The organism is Bradyrhizobium sp. cir1 (genome assembly GCF_014198245.1).
Lineage (GTDB): Bacteria > Pseudomonadota > Alphaproteobacteria > Rhizobiales > Xanthobacteraceae > Bradyrhizobium.
This window is the reverse complement of sequence record NZ_JACIHE010000003.1, coordinates 442,550-462,528: the sequence shown is the minus strand read 5'-3', so window position 1 is coordinate 462,528 and position 19,979 is coordinate 442,550. Positions and strand designations below refer to the sequence as shown.

Genomic DNA, 19,979 nt, shown 5'->3' with positions numbered 1-19,979 from the left:
GCGCCGATCATTGCGCGCCACCTCTTCCGGTGAAGGCGCGGCCAAATATTCGCGCGAGCAGGGCTCGCAAGACGTCCGATACGATCGACCAGAAGCTGAGCTCCGCCGGGGCTGCCTGCCCCGACGACGCGCCGGACATGTGGCGGTCGAGATTGGCGGCGAACTCCGCAACGAGACGTTTTGCAAGATCCCGCACCAGGCCGGGCCGGCCGACCTGAGCGAGCATTCCCGTCAGCGTGTAACCGATCGACAGTTCGACCGCGGTCGCCGCGCCGTTTTCAAGCGGCAGCAGGCGGTAGCGGATCTCGCCTTGCGTCGCCGAATGGCTGCGCTGGTCGGTGCCGATGCCGACGATGCGCCCCGAGAGCGTCGCGGGATCGCGCTCGACGCGCGCGGCCCCCTCGAAGGCCGCGGCGATCGGCCCGAGCCTGACGCGGATCAAACCTTCCACGCGCTCCGGCCTTGGCGGCGATTTCAGCGATACGCCGGGAAGACAGGCCGCGATGCCCGCGATGTCGTCGAACATCGCGAACACCTTGGCCGGCGGATGCGCCAGCGTGAAGCGCTGGTCGAGCACGGTTGCCGGCGTGAAGTCGGGAATGCTGCCCGGCGTGGCACTCTCTGATGCCGGAGCCAACGCTTGCTGCACAGGCCGCTCGCTGCGGCTAGCTGTGGCGCGCCCAGACCCGACGGGGCCGAGGCTGGTGCGGCCGCCATCGGCTAGCGGCGCGACGTTACGCGCACGCCTCGCCTCGATGACGGACTGCACCGCGCGCACGATGCCGACATAGCCTGTGCAGCGGCACAGATTGCCGCTGAGGCCGACGCGGATGCGTCGCTCGTCGGCGTCGGGCAGACGCAGCACCAGGTCACGCGCCGAGACCAGCATGCCCGGCGTGCAATAGCCGCATTGCAGCGCGTGCTCGCGGGTGAAGGCGGCGCGCAGCTCGGTCGAGATCTCGTCCTCGTCGAGGCCTTCGATCGTGGTGACATCGGCGCCCTCGCAGGCTGCCGCGTAGGTGATGCAGGACCGCGCCGGCACGCCGTCGAGCAGCACCGTGCAAGCGCCGCAGACGCCATGCTCGCAGCCAAGATGCGTGCCGGTGAGGTCGAGCTTGTCGCGGACGAAATCGGCAAGGCTGGTGCGCGGCTCAGCCGACAGCTCCACCGCGCGGCGATTGACCTGAAGCGCGATCGTGGTCATGCCCCAGCCTCCAGGACGGCGCGCTTCAGCACGCTGATATGGATGTGGCGCTGCGCGGCGTCGTCGATACCAGCTTTTGCAAGGAGCGCGTCGGCGACACGGACATCAAAACGCTGCTTGTAGTCGGCGGCGATCCGGCCGCCGAAAAGCTCCGCGGCATCAGTGATGACGATCGGCGTCGTATCGATGGCACCGATCACGACGCGCGCCGAGGCGGCGGCGGGATCGATCAGCACCGCGCCGATGGCATGGGCGAACTCGCCGGTCTTGCGGCAGCTCTTGGCGTAGCCCCAATGCGCCGACGCCGCGCGCATCGGCACATGGACCGCTTCGACGATCTCGCTGGCATGCAGCGCGGATTCCAGCGCACCGACCACAAACGCTTCGACGGCCATCGATCGCGCACCGGCAAGGCTGCGCAGCGTCACGCGCGCGCCGAGAGCCGCGAGCGCCGAGATCCAGTCCGCGGCGGGATCGGCATGGCTGAGCGAGCCGCCGATCGTGCCGCGGTTGCGCACTGCGCGATAGGCGATATTGGTCGCGACGCCGCGCATGGCGCCGCGCGTCACGTCGGCGGTGCGACCGTCCTCGATGTCGGCATGCGTAACCAGGGCGCCCAGCACGAGCTCGCCGCCGGAAATCTCGGCGCGCTTGAGCTCGACAAGGCCGGAGATGTCAATAATCAGCTCCGGCTGTACCAGCCGCAGATTGAGCATGGGACCGAGCGACTGGCCGCCGGCGATGATCTTTGCCGACCCGTTGCCTGCTGCCAGCATCGACAGCGCGGCATTGAGATCGCGCGGACGCTCATAAGCAAAGGGCGCCGGTTTCATGCCGCGCTCCTCTCGGTCGCGCGCGCGGCCAGCACCGCTGCGACAATCCGATGCGGCGTGATCGGCGACTGCATCAGCTCGACGCCGAGCGGGCGCAGCGCGTCGTTGACGGCGTTGGCGATGGCGGCCGGCGGCGCGATCGCTCCGCCCTCGCCGATGCCCTTCACGCCGAACTGCGTATAGGGCGACGGCGTCTCCATGTGGTCGAGGCGCGCGGCGGGAACTTCGGTCGGCCCGGGCAGCAGATAGTCGGCGAGCGTCGTTGCCAGCGGCTGGCCGGAGGCATCGAACGGCATTTCCTCGTAGAGCGCGGTGCCGATACCTTGGGCGAGGCCGCCATAGATCTGGCCGTCGACGACGAGCGGATTGACCAGCACGCCGCCATCCTCGACGATCACGTAATCAAGAATTTCCACCTCGCCGAGATCAGGATCGACGGCGACGACGGCCGCATGGGCAGCGTAGCTGAACGTCCCGCTGTCGCGCACGGGCTTGTAGCCTTGCGTCACCTCCAGCCCGCCGGGATCGACATCGGCCGGCAAGTCCTGCGGGCGGCGATACCAGGTGTGGGCGATCGCCTTCAGGCTGACGCTGCCGTTGACGCCGCGCACCTCGCCATTCTGCAACACCACGGAGGCCGGATCGTGCTGTAACAATTTCGCGCCGATGCGCCGGGCACGTTCGCCGAGCTCGCGGCTGGCGGTTGCGACCGCGCCGCCCGCCATCACCATCGAGCGCGAGCCCCAGGTACCGGTCGAATAAGGCGTCATCGCGGTGTCGCCGAGGATGATGCGGATGTTTGCGACGTCGACGCCGAGGATCTCATGCGCGACCTGGGCGAGCGTGGTCTCCATGCCCTGCCCGTGCGAATGCACGCCGACGCGCAGTTCGAGGCCGCCGTCCGGCGTCAGCCGCGCCGAGGCCTGCTCGTGACCCGGCACCATCGGAATGCCCCAGCCGGAATAAACGGAAGTGCCGTGCGCGGCCTGCTCGCAATAGATGGAGACGCCGACGCCGATGCGGCGGCCGTCGGGCGTGCCCTGCTTTTGCCTGGTGCGGATGGCGTCGATGTCGATCGCGGCGAGCGCGCGCCGCATCGCTTCCGGATAATCGCCGCTGTCGAAATGCTTCTTCGTGATGTTGTCGAACGGCATCTGCTCGGGGCGCACCAGATTGCGCAGCCGCACTTCGCCGGGCTCGAGGCCGGCCTCGGCCGCCACGAGGTCGAGCATCAGCTCCAGTGCGAAGCAGACGCCGGTGCGCGCAACGCCGCGATACGGCAGGATCGGGCATTTGTTGGTGGCGACCGAGAAGGTGCGGCAACGGTAGGCCGGCATCTTGTAAGGACCCGGCAGGATGCTGGCGACCTGCGCGGCCTCCAAGCAGGCCGAGAACGGATAGGACGAGTAGGCGCCGGAATCCACGGTCGCCTCGCAATCGATGCCTCGCAAGCTGCCGTCGCGGTCAGCATAGACCGTGATCCTGTAATGGTGCTCGCGGCAGTTGGAGCTGGCGACGAGATGCTCGCGGCGATCTTCGAGCCAGCGCACGGGATGGCCGCAGCGCATCGTCAGCCAGGACAGGCAGACCTCTTCCGGCAGCAGAATGCCCTTGTGGCCGAAACCACCGCCGACGTCGGGCGAGATGACGCGGATCTGGCTCTCCTCCATGCCGAGGCATTCAGCAAGGCCGCTGCGCGTGATGTGCGGCATCTGAGCCGCCGAATGCAGCGTGAGCTGGTCCAGCCGGGAATCGAAGGTCGCGACCACGCCGCGGCCTTCCAGCGGCGACATGCATTGCCGCGCGGTCGAGATCTCGCGCGTTACCTTGATCGGCGCATCGAGCGCGGCGGAGATGTCGACCTCGTAGTTGGTCTCCAGGAAGACGTTGTCGCCCCAATGCTCGTGCACCAGCGCCGAGCCGGGCTCGCGGGCCTTCAGCATGTCGGTGATCGCGGGCAACTCCTCCAGATCGAGCGTCACGGAGGCCGCGATGTCCTCCGCCTCGGCCCGCGTCGGCGCGAGGCACATCGCGACGAGCTCGCCGACCTGACGCACCTTGCCGGTCGCCAGCACCGGCTGCTCCGAAATCTTGAAACCGGGAAGTCCCGACACCGCGCGGATCGGCTTGATGCCGACGAGATCGGCCGCCGTGAAGACGCGATCGCGATAGCGCTCGGGCACGTGGATGCCGCGAATGCGTGCATGCGCCAGCGGGCTGCGGACGAAGGCAACGTCCTGAAGGCCAGCGAGCCTGACGTCGCCGACATAGAGGCCACGGCCGCGCATCAGGCGGTCGTCCTCCTTGCGCGGCAGCCGTGCGCCCACGCCCTGCCCGGACTTGCCCGAAGGAAACTCTCGCTCGTTGCGCAACTCCGCGCCCTCCTTCACCGCCGGGCCTTACGCCGCGACGGCTTGCGGCAGGATCGGCGCGACCGCGTCGAAGCGCGTGCCTGCGCGCAGGCAGAAGGCCGGCTGCAGCAGACGCTCGGCGATCACCTCGTTCTTCTCATTGTCCTTCAGGACGAAGCGGCCGTTCTGCTCCGCGAGCACGGAGACGTCGGCGTCCATGCCGACCTTGAGCGCGCCGATCTCGCTGCTGCGTCCGAGCATTTTTGCGGGATTGGAGGTGACCATCGGCACCACCTGCTCCAGCGACAGGCCGAGCGCCATCATCGAGCTCATGGCCTGCACCAGGCTGAACTTGGCCTGGCCCGCGAACGGATGGTTCTCGTCGTCCTCATGCTGGTCGGGCGTTCCGGCCGGCGCGGGCACATGGGTGTTGTAGCCGTGAATGTCGGCGCCCAGCGTGGTCGGAATGATGCCGGCGGCGATCGCCTTCTTGGCGAGCCGGTAGGAGAAGTGGCTGCCGTGGCCGACATCGACCTTGAGGCCGCGATCGAGCGCGGCCTGGATCACCGGGTGCACCTCGCCCTCGCGGTTGACGAAGCCGCCGGGATGGCGCGTGAAGGGATGTGCGAGAATGTCGCCCTCGCGCAAGAGCGGGATCACGCGGGTGAGGATGGTGTCGGCATCCTCGCCATTGGCGCCGCTCTCGGGCAGCCCCCAGAGCTGGCCGAAATGCACATAGACGGGCAGGTCGGCGCGCTTGCCGATCTCCGCCGCCATCTCGATGACGCGAATGCCCCAACGCGCGAAGCCGCCGATCTCGGCATGGGCCTTGATGCCGCGCACGATGTCGAGATTGGCCGTCGCCGCCTTGACCGTCGCATCGATGTCGACGCCGTCGGGGCTGTAGAGCTGCGGATAGTAGTGTCCCTCCAATCCGCCGACGAGATAGGCGGAGATAAACGCATAGACGCGCGAGGCCGCTTGCTCCGCGATGAAATGGCGAAAGCCCGGCAGCGTCATGCAGGACGGCCCGCCCTGGTCGACCAGCGTCGTCACGCCCGACTGCACGCCGACCATGTCGGGGTTCATGCCGAAGCGGCCGGAGACATATTGATAGACATGCGCGTGGGTGTCGATCAGCCCGGGCAGCACCAGCTTGCCGCTGACATCGACCACCTCCTTCGCGCTGGTCGGCAGGATGTCCGCCGCGACCGCCGCGATCTTGCCGCCCCGGATGGCAACGTCTTTGATGCCATCGACACCGGAGGCCGGGCAAATCACGCGACCGCCTCGCAGCAGAAGGTCGAAGCTGGCTGTGACGGACATGGCGCTCTCCTTAAGCTCTTGCGCAGGCGGTTGCCCCGCTCTCGAATTACGAAGCATGCTTCGCATTTGGATACGAAGTATGCTTCGTATTTTGACAAAAGCAAGCATCATGCCATGATCGGGTGGTGGCGGGCTTGTTCGAATCGAGCTAAGCGCGACGTAGTTCTGGGTTGGGAGAGAGTGCATTGCGGCAAGCCAGGAAAAGTCGCAGCGGGGGCAAGCACCGCCCCTGGCCATTGTCGCAACGACCCGGCTATCTGATCCGGCGGCTGCACCAGATTCACGTCGCGCTGTTTCAGGACGCTTGCGGTGAATTCGAGGTCACACCGCTGCAATACAGCCTGCTCTCGGCGCTGGCGGTGCGCGAAACCGCCGATCAGACCACTTTGGCGGCCGATATTGCGCTGGATCGGACCACGACGACCGGCGCGCTGAAGCGGCTCGCCGCCCGGAACCTGGTCGAGCGTGCCGTGAACAAGGACGATCGGCGCGCGCGGTTGTGCCGATTGACGCCGGCCGGCGCCGCGCTGCTGGTCAAGATCGAGGGCGCGGCGCGGCGGGCGCATCGTGCGACGCTCGGCGATTTGAGCGAGCGGGAACAGGCGCTCTTCATCGAGATGATGCAGCGCATCGTGGCCGGCAACCCAAGTCGCGACAGTTCCGCTGCCCTATTCAACTAGGCGCGATTGCTGCGCTTTTGAGTTGGGCTGCTCAATTTATCATCGTACCGCTGCTCGCTCGTGCAACGATCTCCGCCGCTCGCCGGCAAGTCGGACGTGCCGCAGCGAGCCGGCGCTTGAGCATGGCCCGCACTTGAAATCGCAGGTGCATCCGGCGCTAGCCACGCTGCATCCGGTATCGGCGCGCGCCCTGCCCGGCCGCTTCGCAACCAATGGCACGATTTATGCTGCGATGATGCGAAGCGTGCTTCGTATTGGGGGATGTCATGACGGATTCCGAACTTCGCGCTGATATTCACAGCATCGAACCAATTCCCGATGCGGACCGGGACTCGACCGGGCCGCAGCAGATGTGGATTTGGGCCGGCGCCAACATCGCGCCGGTCAACTGGGCGCTCGGCGCGCTCGGAATCATCCTCAAGCTCGGCCTGATGGAGACGATCGCGGTCATCGTGCTCGGCAACATCGTGGGCTGCGCGATCTTCGCGACCTTCACGGTGATGGGACACAAGACCGGCGTGAACCAGATGGTGCTGAGCCGGTCCGCCTTCGGCGTTCGCGGCGCCTACCTGCCCAGCATCCTGATGTTCCTGATGACGCTGGGCTGGATCGGCGTGAACACCTATTTCCCGGTGAAGGTCTCGATGGGCATCCTCGGCCAGTTCGGCGTGCCCGATACCTGGCTGATCGAGATCGTCGTCATCACGCTGGTGATGGCGGCGCAGGTGCTGATCGGCATCTACGGCTTCTACGCGATCCGCACCTTCGAGAAGTACACGGTGCCGCCGACCATCGCCATCATGGTGCTGATGAGCGTCTTGGCCTGGACGCGCCCCGGCGTCGTCAACTGGGGCCTGACGACCTCGCTGCCGCCCGGTGCGCATATGGCGATGCTGACCTTGCTGATGACCGCGATCGGCGTCGGCTGGGGCATTTCCTGGGTGACCTGGGCCTCCGACTATTCGCGCTTCGTGCCGCGCAGCACGCCTTCGAAGTCCGTGTTCTGGTACAGCTATATCGGCATGTTCGTGCCGACGGTCTGGCTCGGCATCTTAGGTGCGACCATCGCCTCGACGACGCTGGACACCGATCCCGCCAAGATGGTCAGCGCGGTGTTCGGCGGGCCCGTCAGCATCCTCGTGCTGCTGATGGTGCTGCACGGCCCGATCGCTACCAACATCCTCAACGTCTATTCGGCGACATTGGCAGCGCTGAGCGCGGGGCTGAAATTCTCGCGCTTCTGGCTCACCGTCATCGTCGGCGTCGCCGGCTATCTGGTCACCCTCTACTTCATCTTCGCGCCGTCGTTCGCGAAAGCGTTCGACAACTGGATGATCAGCCTGCTCTTGTGGATGAGCCCGTGGGCCGGCGTGGTGCTCGCCGACTACTTCATCAAGCGCAAGGGCGAGATCGACGTCGCCGAGCTCTACCGCTCGCCGGAGACCAGCGCCTATGGCGACATCAACTGGGCCGGCATGATCGCGTTCTTCGCCGGCCTCGTCGCGGGCTGGCTGGTGGAGGACGGCCTCGTCGGCGCGCTGCAGGGACCGGTCTCGATCAACTTCCTGGGCGGAGCCGATCTGAGCTGGCTGTTCGGAATTGGCGTAGCGGGCCTCGTCTATCTCGGGCTCGGCAAGCTTGTCACCTCGCCCTCCTCGATCGTTGCGAGCAGCGCGGGCAGGTAGCGGTATGGACCATGTCCTGCGATCCACTCCTGGAAACGTCCAGTGGGGACTCTGGGACGGACGATTGAAGCCGGTGCTCCGGATCGCATCCGGAGACCGGGTGAGGATCGAGACGCTGTCGGGCGAGCCGGACGATCTGCCCGATCCCTCGCTCGGCTTTGACACCGTTCCCGGACATGCGGAGGTGCTGGCAAGCGCCTTCCGCGGTCCGGGCCCGCACCTTCTCACGGGGCCGATCCACATCGAGGGGGCCGAGCCGGGCGACGTGCTCGAAGTGCGCGTCTTGAATATCGAGCTGCGCTGCGACTGGGGGTGGAATCTGCAGGTGCCGACGCTCGGTACCCTGCCGGAGGACTTTCCGGAATTCCGCCGCATCCACATTCCGCTCGACCGCGCGCGCAACGTCGCAAAGCTTCCCTGGGGCCAGGAGCTGCCGCTCTCTCCCTTCTTCGGCAATTTCGGTGTCGCGCCGCCGCCATCATGGGGCCGGCTGTCCTCGAAGGAGCCGCGCGCGTTCGGCGGCAACATGGACAACAAGGAGTTGGGGGCCGGCAGCACGCTGTATTTTCCGGTGTTCGTGCCGGGCGCGCTGTTCTCCGCCGGCGACGGCCACGCGCTGCAGGGCGACGGCGAGGTCTGCCTGACCGCGATCGAGGCCGCGCTCACCGGCACCTTCGAATTCCACGTCCGCCGCGATCGTCGTCTCACCTCGCCGCGCGCCGAGACGGCGTCCGACTGGATCACCATGGGATTCGACGAAGATCTCGACGATGCCGCCAAGGCGGCGCTGCGCGACATGATCGCGCTGATCCGCGAGAAAAGCGGCCTCAGCGCGCAGGATGCCTATACGCTCTGCTCGATCGCCGCCGACCTCCGCGTCACGCAGCTGGTCGACGGCAACAAGGGCATTCACTGCGTGCTGGCGAAATCCCGCATGCCGTGATCCGGCGGAAGCCGGACCGGAGTTCAAAATTCAACGCGACTCAACCCGCCGGCAATGCATCCAGGTGGCAGGCCACCCACTGCTCGTCTCCGGCCGCGCGGAGCGTCGGCTCCTCGGTCCGGCAGCGGTCGAACACGAACGGGCAGCGGGTGTGGAAGCGGCATCCCTTCGGCGGGTTGATCGGGCTCGGCACGTCGCCGCCGAGGATGATCGGATTGCGTTGGGCACCGGGCTCGGGTAGCGGCACCGCGGAGAGCAACGCCTTGGTGTAGGGATGCCTCGGCGCGGCAAAGATCTCGCGGCGCGGCGCCACCTCGACGATCTTGCCGAGATACATCACCGCGACGCGATGGGTCATGTGCTCGACGATGGCGAGGTCGTGGCTGATGAACAGCAGCGCCAGGCCGAACTTCTGCTGAAGGTCCTGGAGCAGATTGACGACCTGCGCCTTGACCGAGACGTCGAGCGCCGAGACCGCCTCGTCGCACACGATCAACTCGGGCTCAGCCGCGAGCGCGCGCGCAATGCCGATGCGCTGGCGCTGGCCGCCTGAGAATTCGTGCGGCCGGCGGTTCAGCGCCTCGCGCGGCAGGCGCACCGTATCCATCAGCGACGTGACGCGGACCTCGAGATCCTCCTTGGACTTGGCGAGGCCGAAATTGCGGATCGGCTCGGCGAGAATGTCGCGCACGCGCATGCGCGGGTTGAGGCTGGAGAACGGATCCTGGAACACGACCTGCACGCGCCGGCGCATCTGGCGCATCGTGCTCGGATGCGCGTCGTCGATACGCTGGCCGTCGAGAATGACCTGGCCCGAGGTGATCTCGAACAGCCGCAGGATGGCGCGCCCGACCGTCGACTTGCCGCAGCCGGACTCGCCGACCAGCGACAAGGTCTCGCCGCGCGCGATCTCGAACGACACGCCGTCCACCGCATAGACGAATTCGGTTTGTCGCCCGAAGAGGCCCTTATTGATCGGGAAATGCTTCTTGAGGTCGTTGACCTGGAGCAACGGAACACTCATGCCGCAACGGCTCCCTTGGCCGCATAGTGACAGGCGGCAATGTGGCGCGGGCCCTTCTCTTCCAGCCCCGGCGCATATTGGCGGCACAGATCGGTCGCAAGCGCACAACGCCCGGCGAACACGCAGCCGATGATCGGCTTGCGCAGATCCGGCACTTGCCCGGGAATCTCGGCGAGCCGCGTCGCCGTGCCCGCGAGCGAGGAGCCGAGCCGCGGCACCGCGCCGAGCAGGCCTTGCGTATAGGGATGGCGCGGCGAGCGGAACAGCTCCGCGACCGGCGCCTCCTCGACCTTGCGGCCGGCATACATCACCATGACGCGCTCGGCGATCTCGGCGACGACGCCGAGATCGTGGGTGATCAGGATGATGGCCGCGCCGACCCGGCGCTTGAGATCCAGCATCAGCTTGAGGATCTGCGCCTGGATGGTCACGTCGAGCGCCGTGGTCGGCTCGTCCGCGATCAGCAGCTTTGGATTGCAGGCCAGCGCCACCGCGATCATCACGCGCTGGCGCATGCCACCGGAGAGCTGGTGGGGATATTCGCGCACGCGCCGCTTCGGCTCGGGAATGCCGACCAGCGTCAGCATCTCGATCGCGTGCGCCTCCGCGGCCTGCTTGTCGAGACCCTGATGAATCATCAAGGTCTCGCGGATCTGGCGGCCGACGGTCAGGACCGGATTGAGACTGGTCATCGGCTCCTGGAAGATCATCGAGATGTCGTTGCCGCGGATCGCGCGCATCTCGCGGTCGGACAGCTTCAGGAGATCCTTGCCGGCAAAGCGGATGCTGCCTGCGATCCTGCCCGGCGGCTCCGGGACCAGCCGCATCAGCGACATCGAGGTCACCGACTTGCCGCAGCCGGACTCGCCGACGATGGCGAGCGTCTCGCCCTCGTTGACGTGGAAGGACACCCCGTCCACCGCGCGGTTGATGCCGCCGGGGGTGCGGAAATGGGTCTGGAGATTCTCGACTTCGAGCAGCGCCATCGTGATCAGCCCCGCACTATCACAGGCTCTTGGCCATGCGCGGATCGAGCGCATCACGAAGGCCGTCGCCGAGCAGGTTCACCGCCAGCACGGTGACGGACAAGAACGCCGCCGGGAAGAACACGATGTAGGGCTTGACCTGCCACAGCGCGCGGCCTTCGGCCATGATGTTGCCCCAGGACGGAATGGTGGGCGGCGTTCCGGCGCCGATGAAGGACAGGATCGCCTCCGTGATCATGGCGCTGGCGCAGATATAGGTCGCCTGCACCAGCATCGGCGCAACCGTGTTGGGCAGGATGTGGCGCAGGATGATCATCGGCGTACGCGTGCCGCAGGCGACCGCCGCGTCCACATAGGGCTGCTCGCGCAGCGACAGCACGACGCTGCGGACGAGGCGCGAGACGCGCGGGATCTCCGCGATGGTGATGGCAAGAATGACATTCCCCACGCTGCCGCGCGTAAGAGCCATCAGCGCGATCGCGAGCAGAATCGGCGGGATCGACATCAAGCCGTCCATGAAGCGCATCAAGATGCCGTCGGCCCAGCGGATGAAACCCGAGATCATACCGATCGCAAGACCCGCCGCGGATGCGAAGATCGCGACCGACAGGCCGACCGTGAGCGAGACCCGGGCACCAAAGAGCACGCGCGAATAGATGTCGCGGCCGAGCACGTCGGTGCCGAACCAGAAATCGGCCGAGGGCGCGCGCGTGCGTTTTGCGGGCGCCAGCGCGGTCGGATCGACCGTGCCGAGATAGGGCGCGAAGATCGCGATCAGCACCAGCGTCAGCAGTAGCGCACCGCCGATCGCGACCGTCGGATGGCCGCGCAACAGGCCGATGAAGCCGCGCCGGATCTTGACCGGCCGGAGGATCTCCGGCAGTTGCGGCGCAAGGACGAGGCCGGCGGGAAGCGATTGCGGGTTGACGGTCGTGTCGGTCAATAGCGGATCCTCGGGTCAACGAGCGTATAGGTGACGTCGATCATCAGATTGACGAGGACGTAGACGAAGCTGAACAGCAGCACGATGCCCTGGATGACGGGATAGTCGCGGCGCAGGATCGCATCGATCGTGAGCCGGCCGAGGCCGGGGATCGCGAACACGCTTTCGGTGACGACCGCGCCGCCGATCAGCAGCGCGATGCCGATCCCGATCACGGTCACGATCGGCACCGCAGCGTTCTTCAGCGCGTGAATGAACAGGATGCCGCCCTGCCCCAGGCCCTTGGCCTTGGCGGTGCGGATATAGTCCTGCTGCAGGACTTCGAGCATGGCGGCGCGCGTGATGCGCGCCACCAGCGCGATGTAGACGCAGCCGAGCGCGATCGACGGCAGGATCAGGTTTTCCAGCCACGGCAAGAAACCCTGGGTCAGCGGCGTGTAGCCCTGCACCGGCAGCCATTCGAGCTCCAGCGCGAAGATGTAGGCGAGCATGTAGCCGACAACGAAGACGGGCAGCGAGAAGCCGAACACGGCAAAGCCCATGATGACGCGGTCGATCAGGCTGCCGGCCTTCCACGCCGCCACCACGCCGAGCGGCACCGCCACCACGATCGTGAGCAGCAGCGTGACGATCATCAGTGACAGCGTCGGTCCAAGACGCTGCCCGATCATCGCCGAGACCGGCAGGTTGGTGAAGATCGAGGTGCCGAGATCGCCATGCAGGATGCGCCAGACCCAGCTTCCGAACTGGACCAGGAAGGGCCGGTCAAGGCCGAGGCTCTGGCGGATACGCTCCACATCCTCCGGGCTTGCCTGATCGCCCGCGATCACCACGGCCGGATCACCCGGCGCGATGTAAAGCAGGCTGAACACGAACAGCGCGACGATTGCCATGACCGGCAAGGTCGCGACGATGCGACGGAGGATGTAGGAGAGCATCTGGCCTCAACGCACGATCAAGCGGACTTCGACACGCCCCAGAACAAGGGCAACGGTCCCTTGGTCACGCCCGAGACGTTCTTACGCCAAGCGGTGTAGCTCAGGAAGAAGCCGGTCGGCGCGTAGACGACGTCATCGATCGCCGCCTTGTTGAGACGACCGATGGCGGCCTTCTCCTCGTCGAGGTTCTTGCCCTCGAACCACGACGCGACCTCCTTTTCGGTGCCTGCGCTGGTCGGCCAGCCGAACCAGGCCTTGTCGCCATTGGCGCGAATGGCGGTGTAGGGAGCCGGATTGACGCAATCCGCGCCTGCGTGCCAGGTGTGGAACATATTCCAGCCGCCCTGTCCGGGCGGTGTCTTCTGCGCGCGGCGGGAGCCGACCGTGCCCCAATCGGTCGCAACGAAGTCGACATTCATGCCGAGCTTCTTGAGGAGGTCGGCGGTCACGTCGCCCATCGCCTTGGTGATCGGCTGGTCCTGCGCGACGAGACACGTCACCGGCTGGCCGGAATAGCCGCTCTCGGCGAGCAGCTTCTTGGCGGCGTCCAGATCGCGCTTGCCCTTCAGAATCTCGCCGCCCACTTCGGTGTAGAGCGGCGTATCCGGCGTGAAGTAGCCGGGCAGCGGCTTCCACAGCGAATTGTCGTCGCCGACGATCGCGCGCATGTAGTCTTCCTGGCTGAGCGCCATCAGCACCGCGCGCCGCGCCTTGACGTCGTTGAACGGCGGATAGAGGAAGTTCATGCGGAACGAGCCGATATTGCCGAGGGGATCGCCGATATCGACGCTGATGTTCTTGTTCTTCTTCAGAACCGGAACGAGATCCGCGATCGGATTCTCCCACCAGTCGATCTCACCGTTCTGCAACGCGGCCGCCGCGGTTGCCGGATCCGGCATGATCACCCACTCGACGCGATCGACCATCACCTGCTTGCCGCCTGCGAGCCAGGACGACTTCTCCAGTCGCGGCGAATAGTCCGCGAATTTCTCGAACACCGCCTTGGCGCCGGGGACCCACTCGCTCTTGGCGAACTTCAGCGGACCGGAGCCGACGTATTCGGAAATCTGCTTGAACGGATCGGTCTGCGCGATGCGCTCGGGCATGATGAAGGCGCATGGCGAATTGTTCTTGCCCAGCGCGTAGAGCATTTTCGGGAAAGGCTGCTTCAGCACCCATTTGAAGGTGCGGTCGTCGACGGCCGTGAGCTCCTGCTGGAGCGCCTTGATCATCAGGCCCATCGGATCGCGCGCCGCCCAGCGGGTGAGGCTTGCGACGACGTCCTTGCTCAGCACCGGCTCGCCGTCGTGGAATTTGAGTCCCGGGCGCAGCTTGAAGGTCCAGGTCGTGCCGTCATCCGTCACTTCCTCGGACTCGACCATCTGCCGCTGCGGCTGGAATGAGGAATCGATGCCGTAGAGCGTGTCCCAGACCATCGCGGCCGCATTGCGCACAACATATTGGGTGCCCCAGATCGGGTCGAAATTGGCGAGATTGGCTTGCGGCACGAAGCGCAGGGTGCGCGCAGCGGCGCCCTGGGCGATCGCCGGTGCCGAGAGGCCGCCCGTCAATGCCAGGCTGCCCGCGCCAGCCAGTCCCTTCAATACGGTCCTGCGATCCATGAAGTCCTCCCAGTAATGCCGTGATGTCGGCCAATCGTTGGCCAAAGGCAGGTGAAACCGAAGCTCATTGGCAAGCAAATGGTATGCCAGTAAATGGCCCTTCGCCAGCGGGATCTCATCGACTTTTTGGCTGACCCACGTTGACTTGCACGGCCTCAGAGAGCAGCCGCGAGCAACTCGCCGGTCTCGATATGCGGGATCGCCTCGACCAGCTTGCGGGTGTAGTCGGTCTTCGGATTGTCGAACAGCGTCCGGCTCTCCCCCTGCTCCACGATGCCGCCATTGCGCAGCACGATGGTGCGGTCGCACAGCATGCGCACCACGTTGAGATCGTGGCTGACGAACAGCAGCGCGATGTCATTCTCGCGCCGAAGGCGATCAAGCAGCTGCAGCACAACCGCCTGCACCGAGACGTCGAGCGCAGCGGTTGGCTCGTCCAACACGAGGAGCCGCGGCCGGCAGGCGATGGCGCGGGCAATGCCGACGCGGGCCTTCTGACCGCCGGAGAGCTGATGCGGGAAGCGCGGCAAGAGGTCGAGCGGCAGCCCGACCCGCTCGGCGCATTCCTCGACGCGCTGGCGCAACGCATCGCCCGCCCGCATGCCGTCGAGCCGCATCAGGGGATGGGCGATACAGTCGAACGCCGTGAAGCGCGGGTTGAGGCTCTCGTTCGGGTCCTGGAACACCATCTGGATGTCTTTGCGAAAGCGCGAGCGGTGGAAGTCGCGCGCCGCCACGTGGCCGATCGACTGCCCGTCGAACACAATGTCGCCTTCGCTGGGATCGATCAGGCGGCAGATCATGCGCGAGGTCGTACTCTTGCCGGAGCCGGATTCGCCGACGAGACCGACGCTCTCGCCGCCGGCCATCGTCATGGAGAAGTCGGCGACGGCCGCAGAGCCCTGGTCGAAGCGTTTTGCGAGCTTGCGCACCTCCAGCAGCGGCGGCGTCCCGTGCGCAGGCTCCTGCCTGGGCTTGCTGACGACAGTGGCGTAACGCTCCCGCTCCTCCTCGGTGACGAGATCCTCGATCCGGGACGTCGCGGTCGGCGACGCCGCAACCAGGCGCCGCGTATAGGCGTGCTGCGGCGCGCTGAAGAGTGTCCTGGGGCTCGCCTCCTCGACGATGCGGCCGCGCTCCATCACCGCGATACGGCGGCAATAGCGTGCCGCGAGGCCGAGGTCGTGCGTGATGAGGATCGTCGCCATGCCGCGTGCGGCGGCGATGTCCGCGAGCAGATCCATCACCACCTTCTGCGTGGTGACGTCCAGACCGGTGGTCGGCTCGTCCGCAATCAGGAGCGAGGGATTGCAGGAGATCGCGATCGCGATCATGACGCGCTGGCACATGCCGCCGGAGAGCTCGTGCGGATAGGCATTCATCCGCGCTTCGGGATCGCGGATCTGGACGGCGCGCAGCAATTCCAACGCCTCGGCCCGCGCGGCGTCTTTCGAGATCCGCTTGTGGGTGAGGATCGCGTCCGCGATCTGCAGGCCGATCGCCCGGATCGGGTTGAGCGCAGCCCGCGGATTCTGGAAGATCATCGACATCGCGGCGCCCTGGAGATGGCGGAGGTCATCGCCCCTGAGCTTCGTCACGTCCTGCCCGCGAAACAGGATCTTGCCGCCGGTGACGCGGCCGGCGGCATCGAGCAGCCGCGTCGTGGCAAAGCCGGTCACCGACTTGCCCGAGCCGCTCTCGCCGACGAGGCCGAGCATCTCGCCGGCCCCGACATTGAGCGAAACGCCGCGCACGGCCTCGACCATGCCACGCCGCGTCGAGAACGCGACGTGGAGGTCGTCGATCCTGAGCAGTTCCTCGCTCATGTGCGCATGCGGGGATCGAGAATATCCCGCATCCCGTCCCCGAGCAGATTGAAGCACAGCACGGCCAGCATCAGTGCAAGGCCCGGAAAGGCCACCAGCCACCACCGCCCCGTGGAGATGAAGCGCGCGCCCTCCGCAACCATGATGCCCCACTCCGGCGTCGGCGGCTTGACGCCGAGTCCGATGAAGGACAGGCCCGCGGCATTGAGAATGGCCCAGCCGAGATTGAGCGAGATCTGCACCGCCATCGCCGGCAGGATGTTCGGCAGCAGGAAACGCAGCACCACCGAGAAATGGCTCTCGCCGCAGGCGCGCGCGGCTTCGACCCAGCCGACATTGCGCCGGACGTTCACCTCCGCGCGCGCGAAGCGGATGTAGAAGGGGAGATTGATGATCGCGGTCGCGATCACGATGTTCTCGATGCGGTTGCCGAGCGCCGCGACCATCGCCATCGCCAGCACGAACAGCGGAAAGGCCATCATCACGTCGACGAAGCGGCCGACCGCGCGATCGAGCCGGCCGCCGGCATAGCCGCAGAAGGAGCCGACGACGGCGCCGATCACGAAGGAGATGCCGACCGCGGAGACGGCAATGGCAAGATCGAGCCGTGCCGCGATGATGAGACGGCTGAACACGTCGCGCCCGAGCTGGTCGGTGCCGGCGAGATGCGCCGCACTCGGCGGCTGCAACGCCTCCGACACATTGGAGACCACGGGATCATAGGGCACGATCCAGGGGCCGAAGATCGCGACGAGGACGAACAGCGTCGCGCCCGCCGCTGCGACTGCCGTGAGCGGATTGCCGCGCAGGATCCAGACCGAATGGCGAAGGGTTGCACTGGTCATTCGATCGACACCCTGGGATCGGCGATGCCATAGCAGATATCGACCACGAGATTGACCAGCACGAACAGGCTCGCCATCAGCAGCACGAAGCCTTGCACCGGCGCATAGTCGGACGACAGCAGCGCATCGAGCGCGTAGGAGGCAACGCCCGGCCAGGAGAACACTTTCTCCACGAGGACGTTGGCGCCCAGCATGGTCGAGAACACGATGCCGGCGATGGTGATGACGGGCAGGATCGCATTGCGCAGCGCATAGGTGACGACCACCTTGCGCCAGGACAGCCCGACCGAGCGCGCGGTGCGCACGAAATCGCTGCCGAGCGACACCAGCATCGAGGCGCGCGTGATCCGCGCCAGCGGCGCGATCACGAACAGCGCCATGCTCACCGCCGGAAGGATCAATTGCCTGCAGGCCGCCCACCAGCCCTCGAAATCGCCGGCCAGCAGGAAGTCGATCGACAGGAAGCCGGTGCGCTGCGGCGGCAGCGAGGTGAACACATCGATCCGCCCGGTAGGATCGGGCGCGAGCCCGAGCAGATAGTAGAAGACGTAGATCAGGAGCAGGCCCGAGACGAAGGTCGGCACGCAGACCCCGAGCGCGCAGAACAGCCGCACGCCGTGATCGACGATCGACCCCGGCCGCAGCGCCGCGATGACGCCGAGCGGCACCGCCGCGATCAGCGCGATCAGGAGCGCGGTGAAGGTGAGCTCGAGCGAGGCCGGCAGCCGCTCGCGCAAATCCTTCAGCACCGGCTGCCCCGTCATCATGGAACGGCCGAGATTGCCGTGACCGATGTCGGAGAGATAGAACACCAGCTGCTCCGGCACCGATTTGTCGAGCCCCATTTGCTTGCGGATCAGCTCGATCTCCTCCTTGCCCGCATTGGGCCCCGAGGCGAAGAACACCGCGGGGTCGCCGGGCAGAACGCGCATCAAGAGGAAGGTGAAGACCAGCACACCGAACAATGCCGGCAGCGACGACAGAAGCCGCCTGCCCGCCCGCACCATCGTTGCGCCAAGACCGGTCGTCACCTTTCAGACTCCTTCGCTTCCCGATATCATTTGCGGCTGACGTCGCGATAGTCGACCTGGCGATGGAACTCGTAGGTGTAGCCTTCGATCGACGGCGCCATGACGGCGTCCTGGTTCGGCTGCCACAGCATGATCTGCGGCATCAGATCAAAGTGCATCGCGTTGAGCTTGCGGCCGGCCTCCTCGTACTTGGCCTTATCCGGCTCGAAGCGGGCCTCCTGCGCGATCGCGGCCAGGTCCGGGTTGTTGATCGAAGAGTAGTTCCAGCGCTGATTGCCGGTGTAGAAGTTGCGGTAGAAGTAGTCGGTCGAGGGCAGCCAGGCGACGATGCCTTCGGTGTAGAAGGGCAGTTTCTTCTCGTTGATCTGCGTCGACATCTGCGCATCCGGCAGCTTCTGGATGTCGACCTTGATCCCGATCTTGCCGAGCGATTCCTTCACGAGGGCCGCCATCGGCTCCGCAGTCGAGGCTTGGCCGACATTGAAGCTGAACGTGGTCGAGAAGCCCTCGGGGAGACCTGCGGCCTTCAGATATTCCCTGGCCTTGTCGAGATCGAGCTTCACCGGCTGCTGGAACGGATAGATGCCGTTCAGCGGCTTACCGTCCGGCCAGCTCGCGCCGAACAGCGGCGAGCCGCGCCCGAACAGGGCGGCCTTGAACATGTCGTCATAGGGGAGCGCATAAGCGATGGCGCGACGGACATTGACGTTGTCGAAGGGCGGGATCTGGTTGTTCATCGAGACGTAGGTGATCGCATTGTATTGCGGCGTCGAGACCACCTTCAGCTTGCCCTTGGCTTCCAGCGACTGCACGTCGCTCGCCTGCAGATCGAGCACGAGATCGGCATCGCCGCGCTCGACGAGGTTGGCGCGGGTCGCAGGCTCCGGCACCGATTGCACGATCACGCGCTTGAAGAAGGCCGGCTTGTTGGCCGAGCCGCGGTTCCAGTCCTCGTTGCGCTTGACGATCACCTGCTCGCCCGGCTTGAAGCTCTCGACCACATAGGCGCCGCTGCCGGCGGTGTGCTCCTTGAGCCAGGCGGTTGCCCACGGATCGTCAGCGGTCGCATGCTCCTTGGCGACCTTCGAGTTGATAATCATGGGATAGACGGTCGCAAGGTTCGGCAGCGCCAGCTTGTCGGGCTTGGGCAGCGTCACCTCGATGGTGAGCGGATCAATCACCTTGAACTGGTCGGCCGACGTCAGCGATCCCGTCAGCAACTGCGCCTTGCCGAGGATCGGCGCGGTGACGCAACGATCGAGCGACCATTTGACGTCCTCGGCCGTGACCGGCGAGCCGTCCTGGAATTTGGCGTCCTTGCGCAGGCGGAAGGTGAGCTTCAGGCCGTCGGGGCTGACCTCGTAGGATTCAGCGAGCTCGCCGGTGATGGTGTCGAGATCGAACACCCATTTGCCATTGAGCTGCTTGCGGCCGAACGCGACCAGGCGGTCATAGGTGCTCATGCTCAGCGCGAAGGACTCGCGGGTCGAGCCGGGGATGTTGGGATCGAGCGTGTTGACGGATGCGCCCGTCACATAGCGCAATGTCTCCGCCCTGGTTTGCGCTTGCGACGGCGCGGTGGCGATGAGCAACAGCGCAGTGACAGCGAGGACTGAGGTCGCCGGCCTGAAAGACACAAAACGCATTGGTTTTTCCCTGAATTTCGAACGAGAACGCCAGCAAGGCAGGTTAAGAAAGAAGCAAGTTGCGCGCCAGTCTCATGAGGCGTTTTGAGGACGCAT

General features: G+C 65.9%; 16 protein-coding genes. 3 read left to right on the top strand and 13 right to left on the bottom strand.

The features are described from left to right. Window positions 1–7 precede the first annotated feature (7 nt). The 4 genes from GGD63_RS10545 to GGD63_RS10530 are packed head-to-tail and all read right to left on the bottom strand — an operon-like array spanning window position 8 to window position 5,714. Window positions 8–1,204 carry a 2Fe-2S iron-sulfur cluster-binding protein gene (locus GGD63_RS10545; RefSeq protein WP_183241481.1) on the bottom strand — a complete coding sequence of 399 codons (1,197 nt, stop codon included), beginning with the start codon at window positions 1,202–1,204 and terminating at the stop codon, window positions 8–10. Beyond that, complete coding sequence (locus GGD63_RS10540; protein ID WP_183241479.1) at window positions 1,201–2,037, bottom strand: xanthine dehydrogenase family protein subunit M; 837 nt, start codon at window positions 2,035–2,037, stop codon at window positions 1,201–1,203. Before GGD63_RS10540 ends, GGD63_RS10545 begins: the two co-directional genes overlap by 4 nt. Beyond that, window positions 2,034–4,427: a xanthine dehydrogenase family protein molybdopterin-binding subunit gene (locus tag GGD63_RS10535; RefSeq protein ID WP_183241477.1), complete on the bottom strand. Its 2,394-nt coding sequence runs from the start codon at window positions 4,425–4,427 to the stop codon at window positions 2,034–2,036. Before GGD63_RS10535 ends, GGD63_RS10540 begins: the two co-directional genes overlap by 4 nt. A gap of 9 nt (window positions 4,428–4,436) precedes the next feature. After that, on the bottom strand, window positions 4,437–5,714 hold the full coding sequence (locus GGD63_RS10530; protein WP_183241476.1) for an amidohydrolase/deacetylase family metallohydrolase: 1,278 nt from the start codon (window positions 5,712–5,714) through the stop codon (window positions 4,437–4,439). A 185-nt stretch (window positions 5,715–5,899) separates the two neighbouring features. Between GGD63_RS10530 and GGD63_RS10525 the strand changes: the two genes are divergently transcribed. The 3 genes from GGD63_RS10525 to GGD63_RS10515 all read left to right on the top strand — a co-directional run bounded on the left by GGD63_RS10525 (window position 5,900) and on the right by GGD63_RS10515 (window position 9,022). Continuing rightward, window positions 5,900–6,394 (top strand): MarR family winged helix-turn-helix transcriptional regulator, encoded by a 495-nt coding sequence (locus GGD63_RS10525; protein ID WP_246785428.1) that lies wholly within the window; start codon window positions 5,900–5,902, stop codon window positions 6,392–6,394. A 266-nt stretch (window positions 6,395–6,660) separates the two neighbouring features. Next, a complete protein-coding gene (locus GGD63_RS10520; RefSeq protein ID WP_183241475.1) occupies window positions 6,661–8,079 on the top strand; it encodes a cytosine permease in 1,419 nt (472 codons plus the stop codon). Window positions 8,080–8,083: 4 nt separating this feature from the next. Next, window positions 8,084–9,022 carry an acetamidase/formamidase family protein gene (locus tag GGD63_RS10515; RefSeq protein ID WP_183241474.1) on the top strand — a complete coding sequence of 313 codons (939 nt, stop codon included), beginning with the start codon at window positions 8,084–8,086 and terminating at the stop codon, window positions 9,020–9,022. Window positions 9,023–9,062: 40 nt separating this feature from the next. Here the strand turns inward: GGD63_RS10515 and GGD63_RS10510 are convergent, their stop codons facing one another. The 9 genes from GGD63_RS10510 to GGD63_RS10470 form a co-directional block, all read right to left on the bottom strand. After that, window positions 9,063–10,046, bottom strand: a complete 984-nt coding sequence (locus tag GGD63_RS10510) for an ABC transporter ATP-binding protein (RefSeq protein ID WP_183241473.1) — start codon at window positions 10,044–10,046, stop codon at window positions 9,063–9,065. Continuing rightward, window positions 10,043–11,032 (bottom strand): ABC transporter ATP-binding protein, encoded by a 990-nt coding sequence (locus tag GGD63_RS10505; RefSeq protein WP_183241472.1) that lies wholly within the window; start codon window positions 11,030–11,032, stop codon window positions 10,043–10,045. The genes GGD63_RS10510 and GGD63_RS10505 overlap by 4 nt, the downstream gene beginning before the upstream one ends. 19 nt (window positions 11,033–11,051) lie before the next feature. Beyond that, a complete protein-coding gene (locus GGD63_RS10500) occupies window positions 11,052–11,975 on the bottom strand; it encodes an ABC transporter permease (RefSeq protein WP_183241471.1) in 924 nt (307 codons plus the stop codon). Next, window positions 11,972–12,913: an ABC transporter permease gene (locus GGD63_RS10495; RefSeq protein WP_183241470.1), complete on the bottom strand. Its 942-nt coding sequence runs from the start codon at window positions 12,911–12,913 to the stop codon at window positions 11,972–11,974. Before GGD63_RS10495 ends, GGD63_RS10500 begins: the two co-directional genes overlap by 4 nt. Before the next feature lie 17 nt (window positions 12,914–12,930). Beyond that, entirely contained in the window at window positions 12,931–14,535 is a 1,605-nt protein-coding gene (locus GGD63_RS10490) for an ABC transporter substrate-binding protein (protein ID WP_183241469.1), read from the bottom strand. A 155-nt stretch (window positions 14,536–14,690) separates the two neighbouring features. Then, window positions 14,691–16,361 (bottom strand): ABC transporter ATP-binding protein, encoded by a 1,671-nt coding sequence (gene nikE / locus GGD63_RS10485; RefSeq protein ID WP_183241467.1) that lies wholly within the window; start codon window positions 16,359–16,361, stop codon window positions 14,691–14,693. Next, window positions 16,358–17,206 carry an ABC transporter permease gene (locus tag GGD63_RS10480; RefSeq protein WP_183241465.1) on the bottom strand — a complete coding sequence of 283 codons (849 nt, stop codon included), beginning with the start codon at window positions 17,204–17,206 and terminating at the stop codon, window positions 16,358–16,360. The genes nikE and GGD63_RS10480 overlap by 4 nt, the downstream gene beginning before the upstream one ends. Continuing rightward, window positions 17,203–18,237 (bottom strand): ABC transporter permease, encoded by a 1,035-nt coding sequence (locus tag GGD63_RS10475; protein ID WP_183241463.1) that lies wholly within the window; start codon window positions 18,235–18,237, stop codon window positions 17,203–17,205. Before GGD63_RS10475 ends, GGD63_RS10480 begins: the two co-directional genes overlap by 4 nt. A gap of 26 nt (window positions 18,238–18,263) precedes the next feature. Then, window positions 18,264–19,883, bottom strand: coding sequence for an ABC transporter substrate-binding protein (locus tag GGD63_RS10470; RefSeq protein WP_183241461.1), 1,620 nt, complete (start codon window positions 19,881–19,883; stop codon window positions 18,264–18,266). Between the last annotated feature and the right edge of the window lie 96 nt (window positions 19,884–19,979).

Bases quoted from the DNA above. Each gene is read 5' to 3' on its own strand.
- GGD63_RS10545 (WP_183241481.1), bottom strand. From the start codon at position 1,204: ATGACCACGATCGCGCTTCAGGTCAATCGCCGCGCGGTGGAGCTGTCG.
- GGD63_RS10510 (WP_183241473.1), bottom strand. From the start codon at position 10,046: ATGAGTGTTCCGTTGCTCCAGGTCAACGACCTCAAGAAGCATTTCCCG.
- GGD63_RS10540 (WP_183241479.1), bottom strand. From the start codon at position 2,037: ATGAAACCGGCGCCCTTTGCTTATGAGCGTCCGCGCGATCTCAATGCC.
- GGD63_RS10530 (WP_183241476.1), bottom strand. From the start codon at position 5,714: ATGTCCGTCACAGCCAGCTTCGACCTTCTGCTGCGAGGCGGTCGCGTG.
- GGD63_RS10480 (WP_183241465.1), bottom strand. From the start codon at position 17,206: ATGACCAGTGCAACCCTTCGCCATTCGGTCTGGATCCTGCGCGGCAAT.
- GGD63_RS10520 (WP_183241475.1), top strand. From the start codon at position 6,661: ATGACGGATTCCGAACTTCGCGCTGATATTCACAGCATCGAACCAATT.
- GGD63_RS10495 (WP_183241470.1), bottom strand. From the start codon at position 12,913: ATGCTCTCCTACATCCTCCGTCGCATCGTCGCGACCTTGCCGGTCATG.
- GGD63_RS10515 (WP_183241474.1), top strand. From the start codon at position 8,084: ATGGACCATGTCCTGCGATCCACTCCTGGAAACGTCCAGTGGGGACTC.
- GGD63_RS10490 (WP_183241469.1), bottom strand. From the start codon at position 14,535: ATGGATCGCAGGACCGTATTGAAGGGACTGGCTGGCGCGGGCAGCCTG.
- GGD63_RS10505 (WP_183241472.1), bottom strand. From the start codon at position 11,032: ATGGCGCTGCTCGAAGTCGAGAATCTCCAGACCCATTTCCGCACCCCC.
- nikE (WP_183241467.1), bottom strand. From the start codon at position 16,361: ATGAGCGAGGAACTGCTCAGGATCGACGACCTCCACGTCGCGTTCTCG.
- GGD63_RS10470 (WP_183241461.1), bottom strand. From the start codon at position 19,883: ATGCGTTTTGTGTCTTTCAGGCCGGCGACCTCAGTCCTCGCTGTCACT.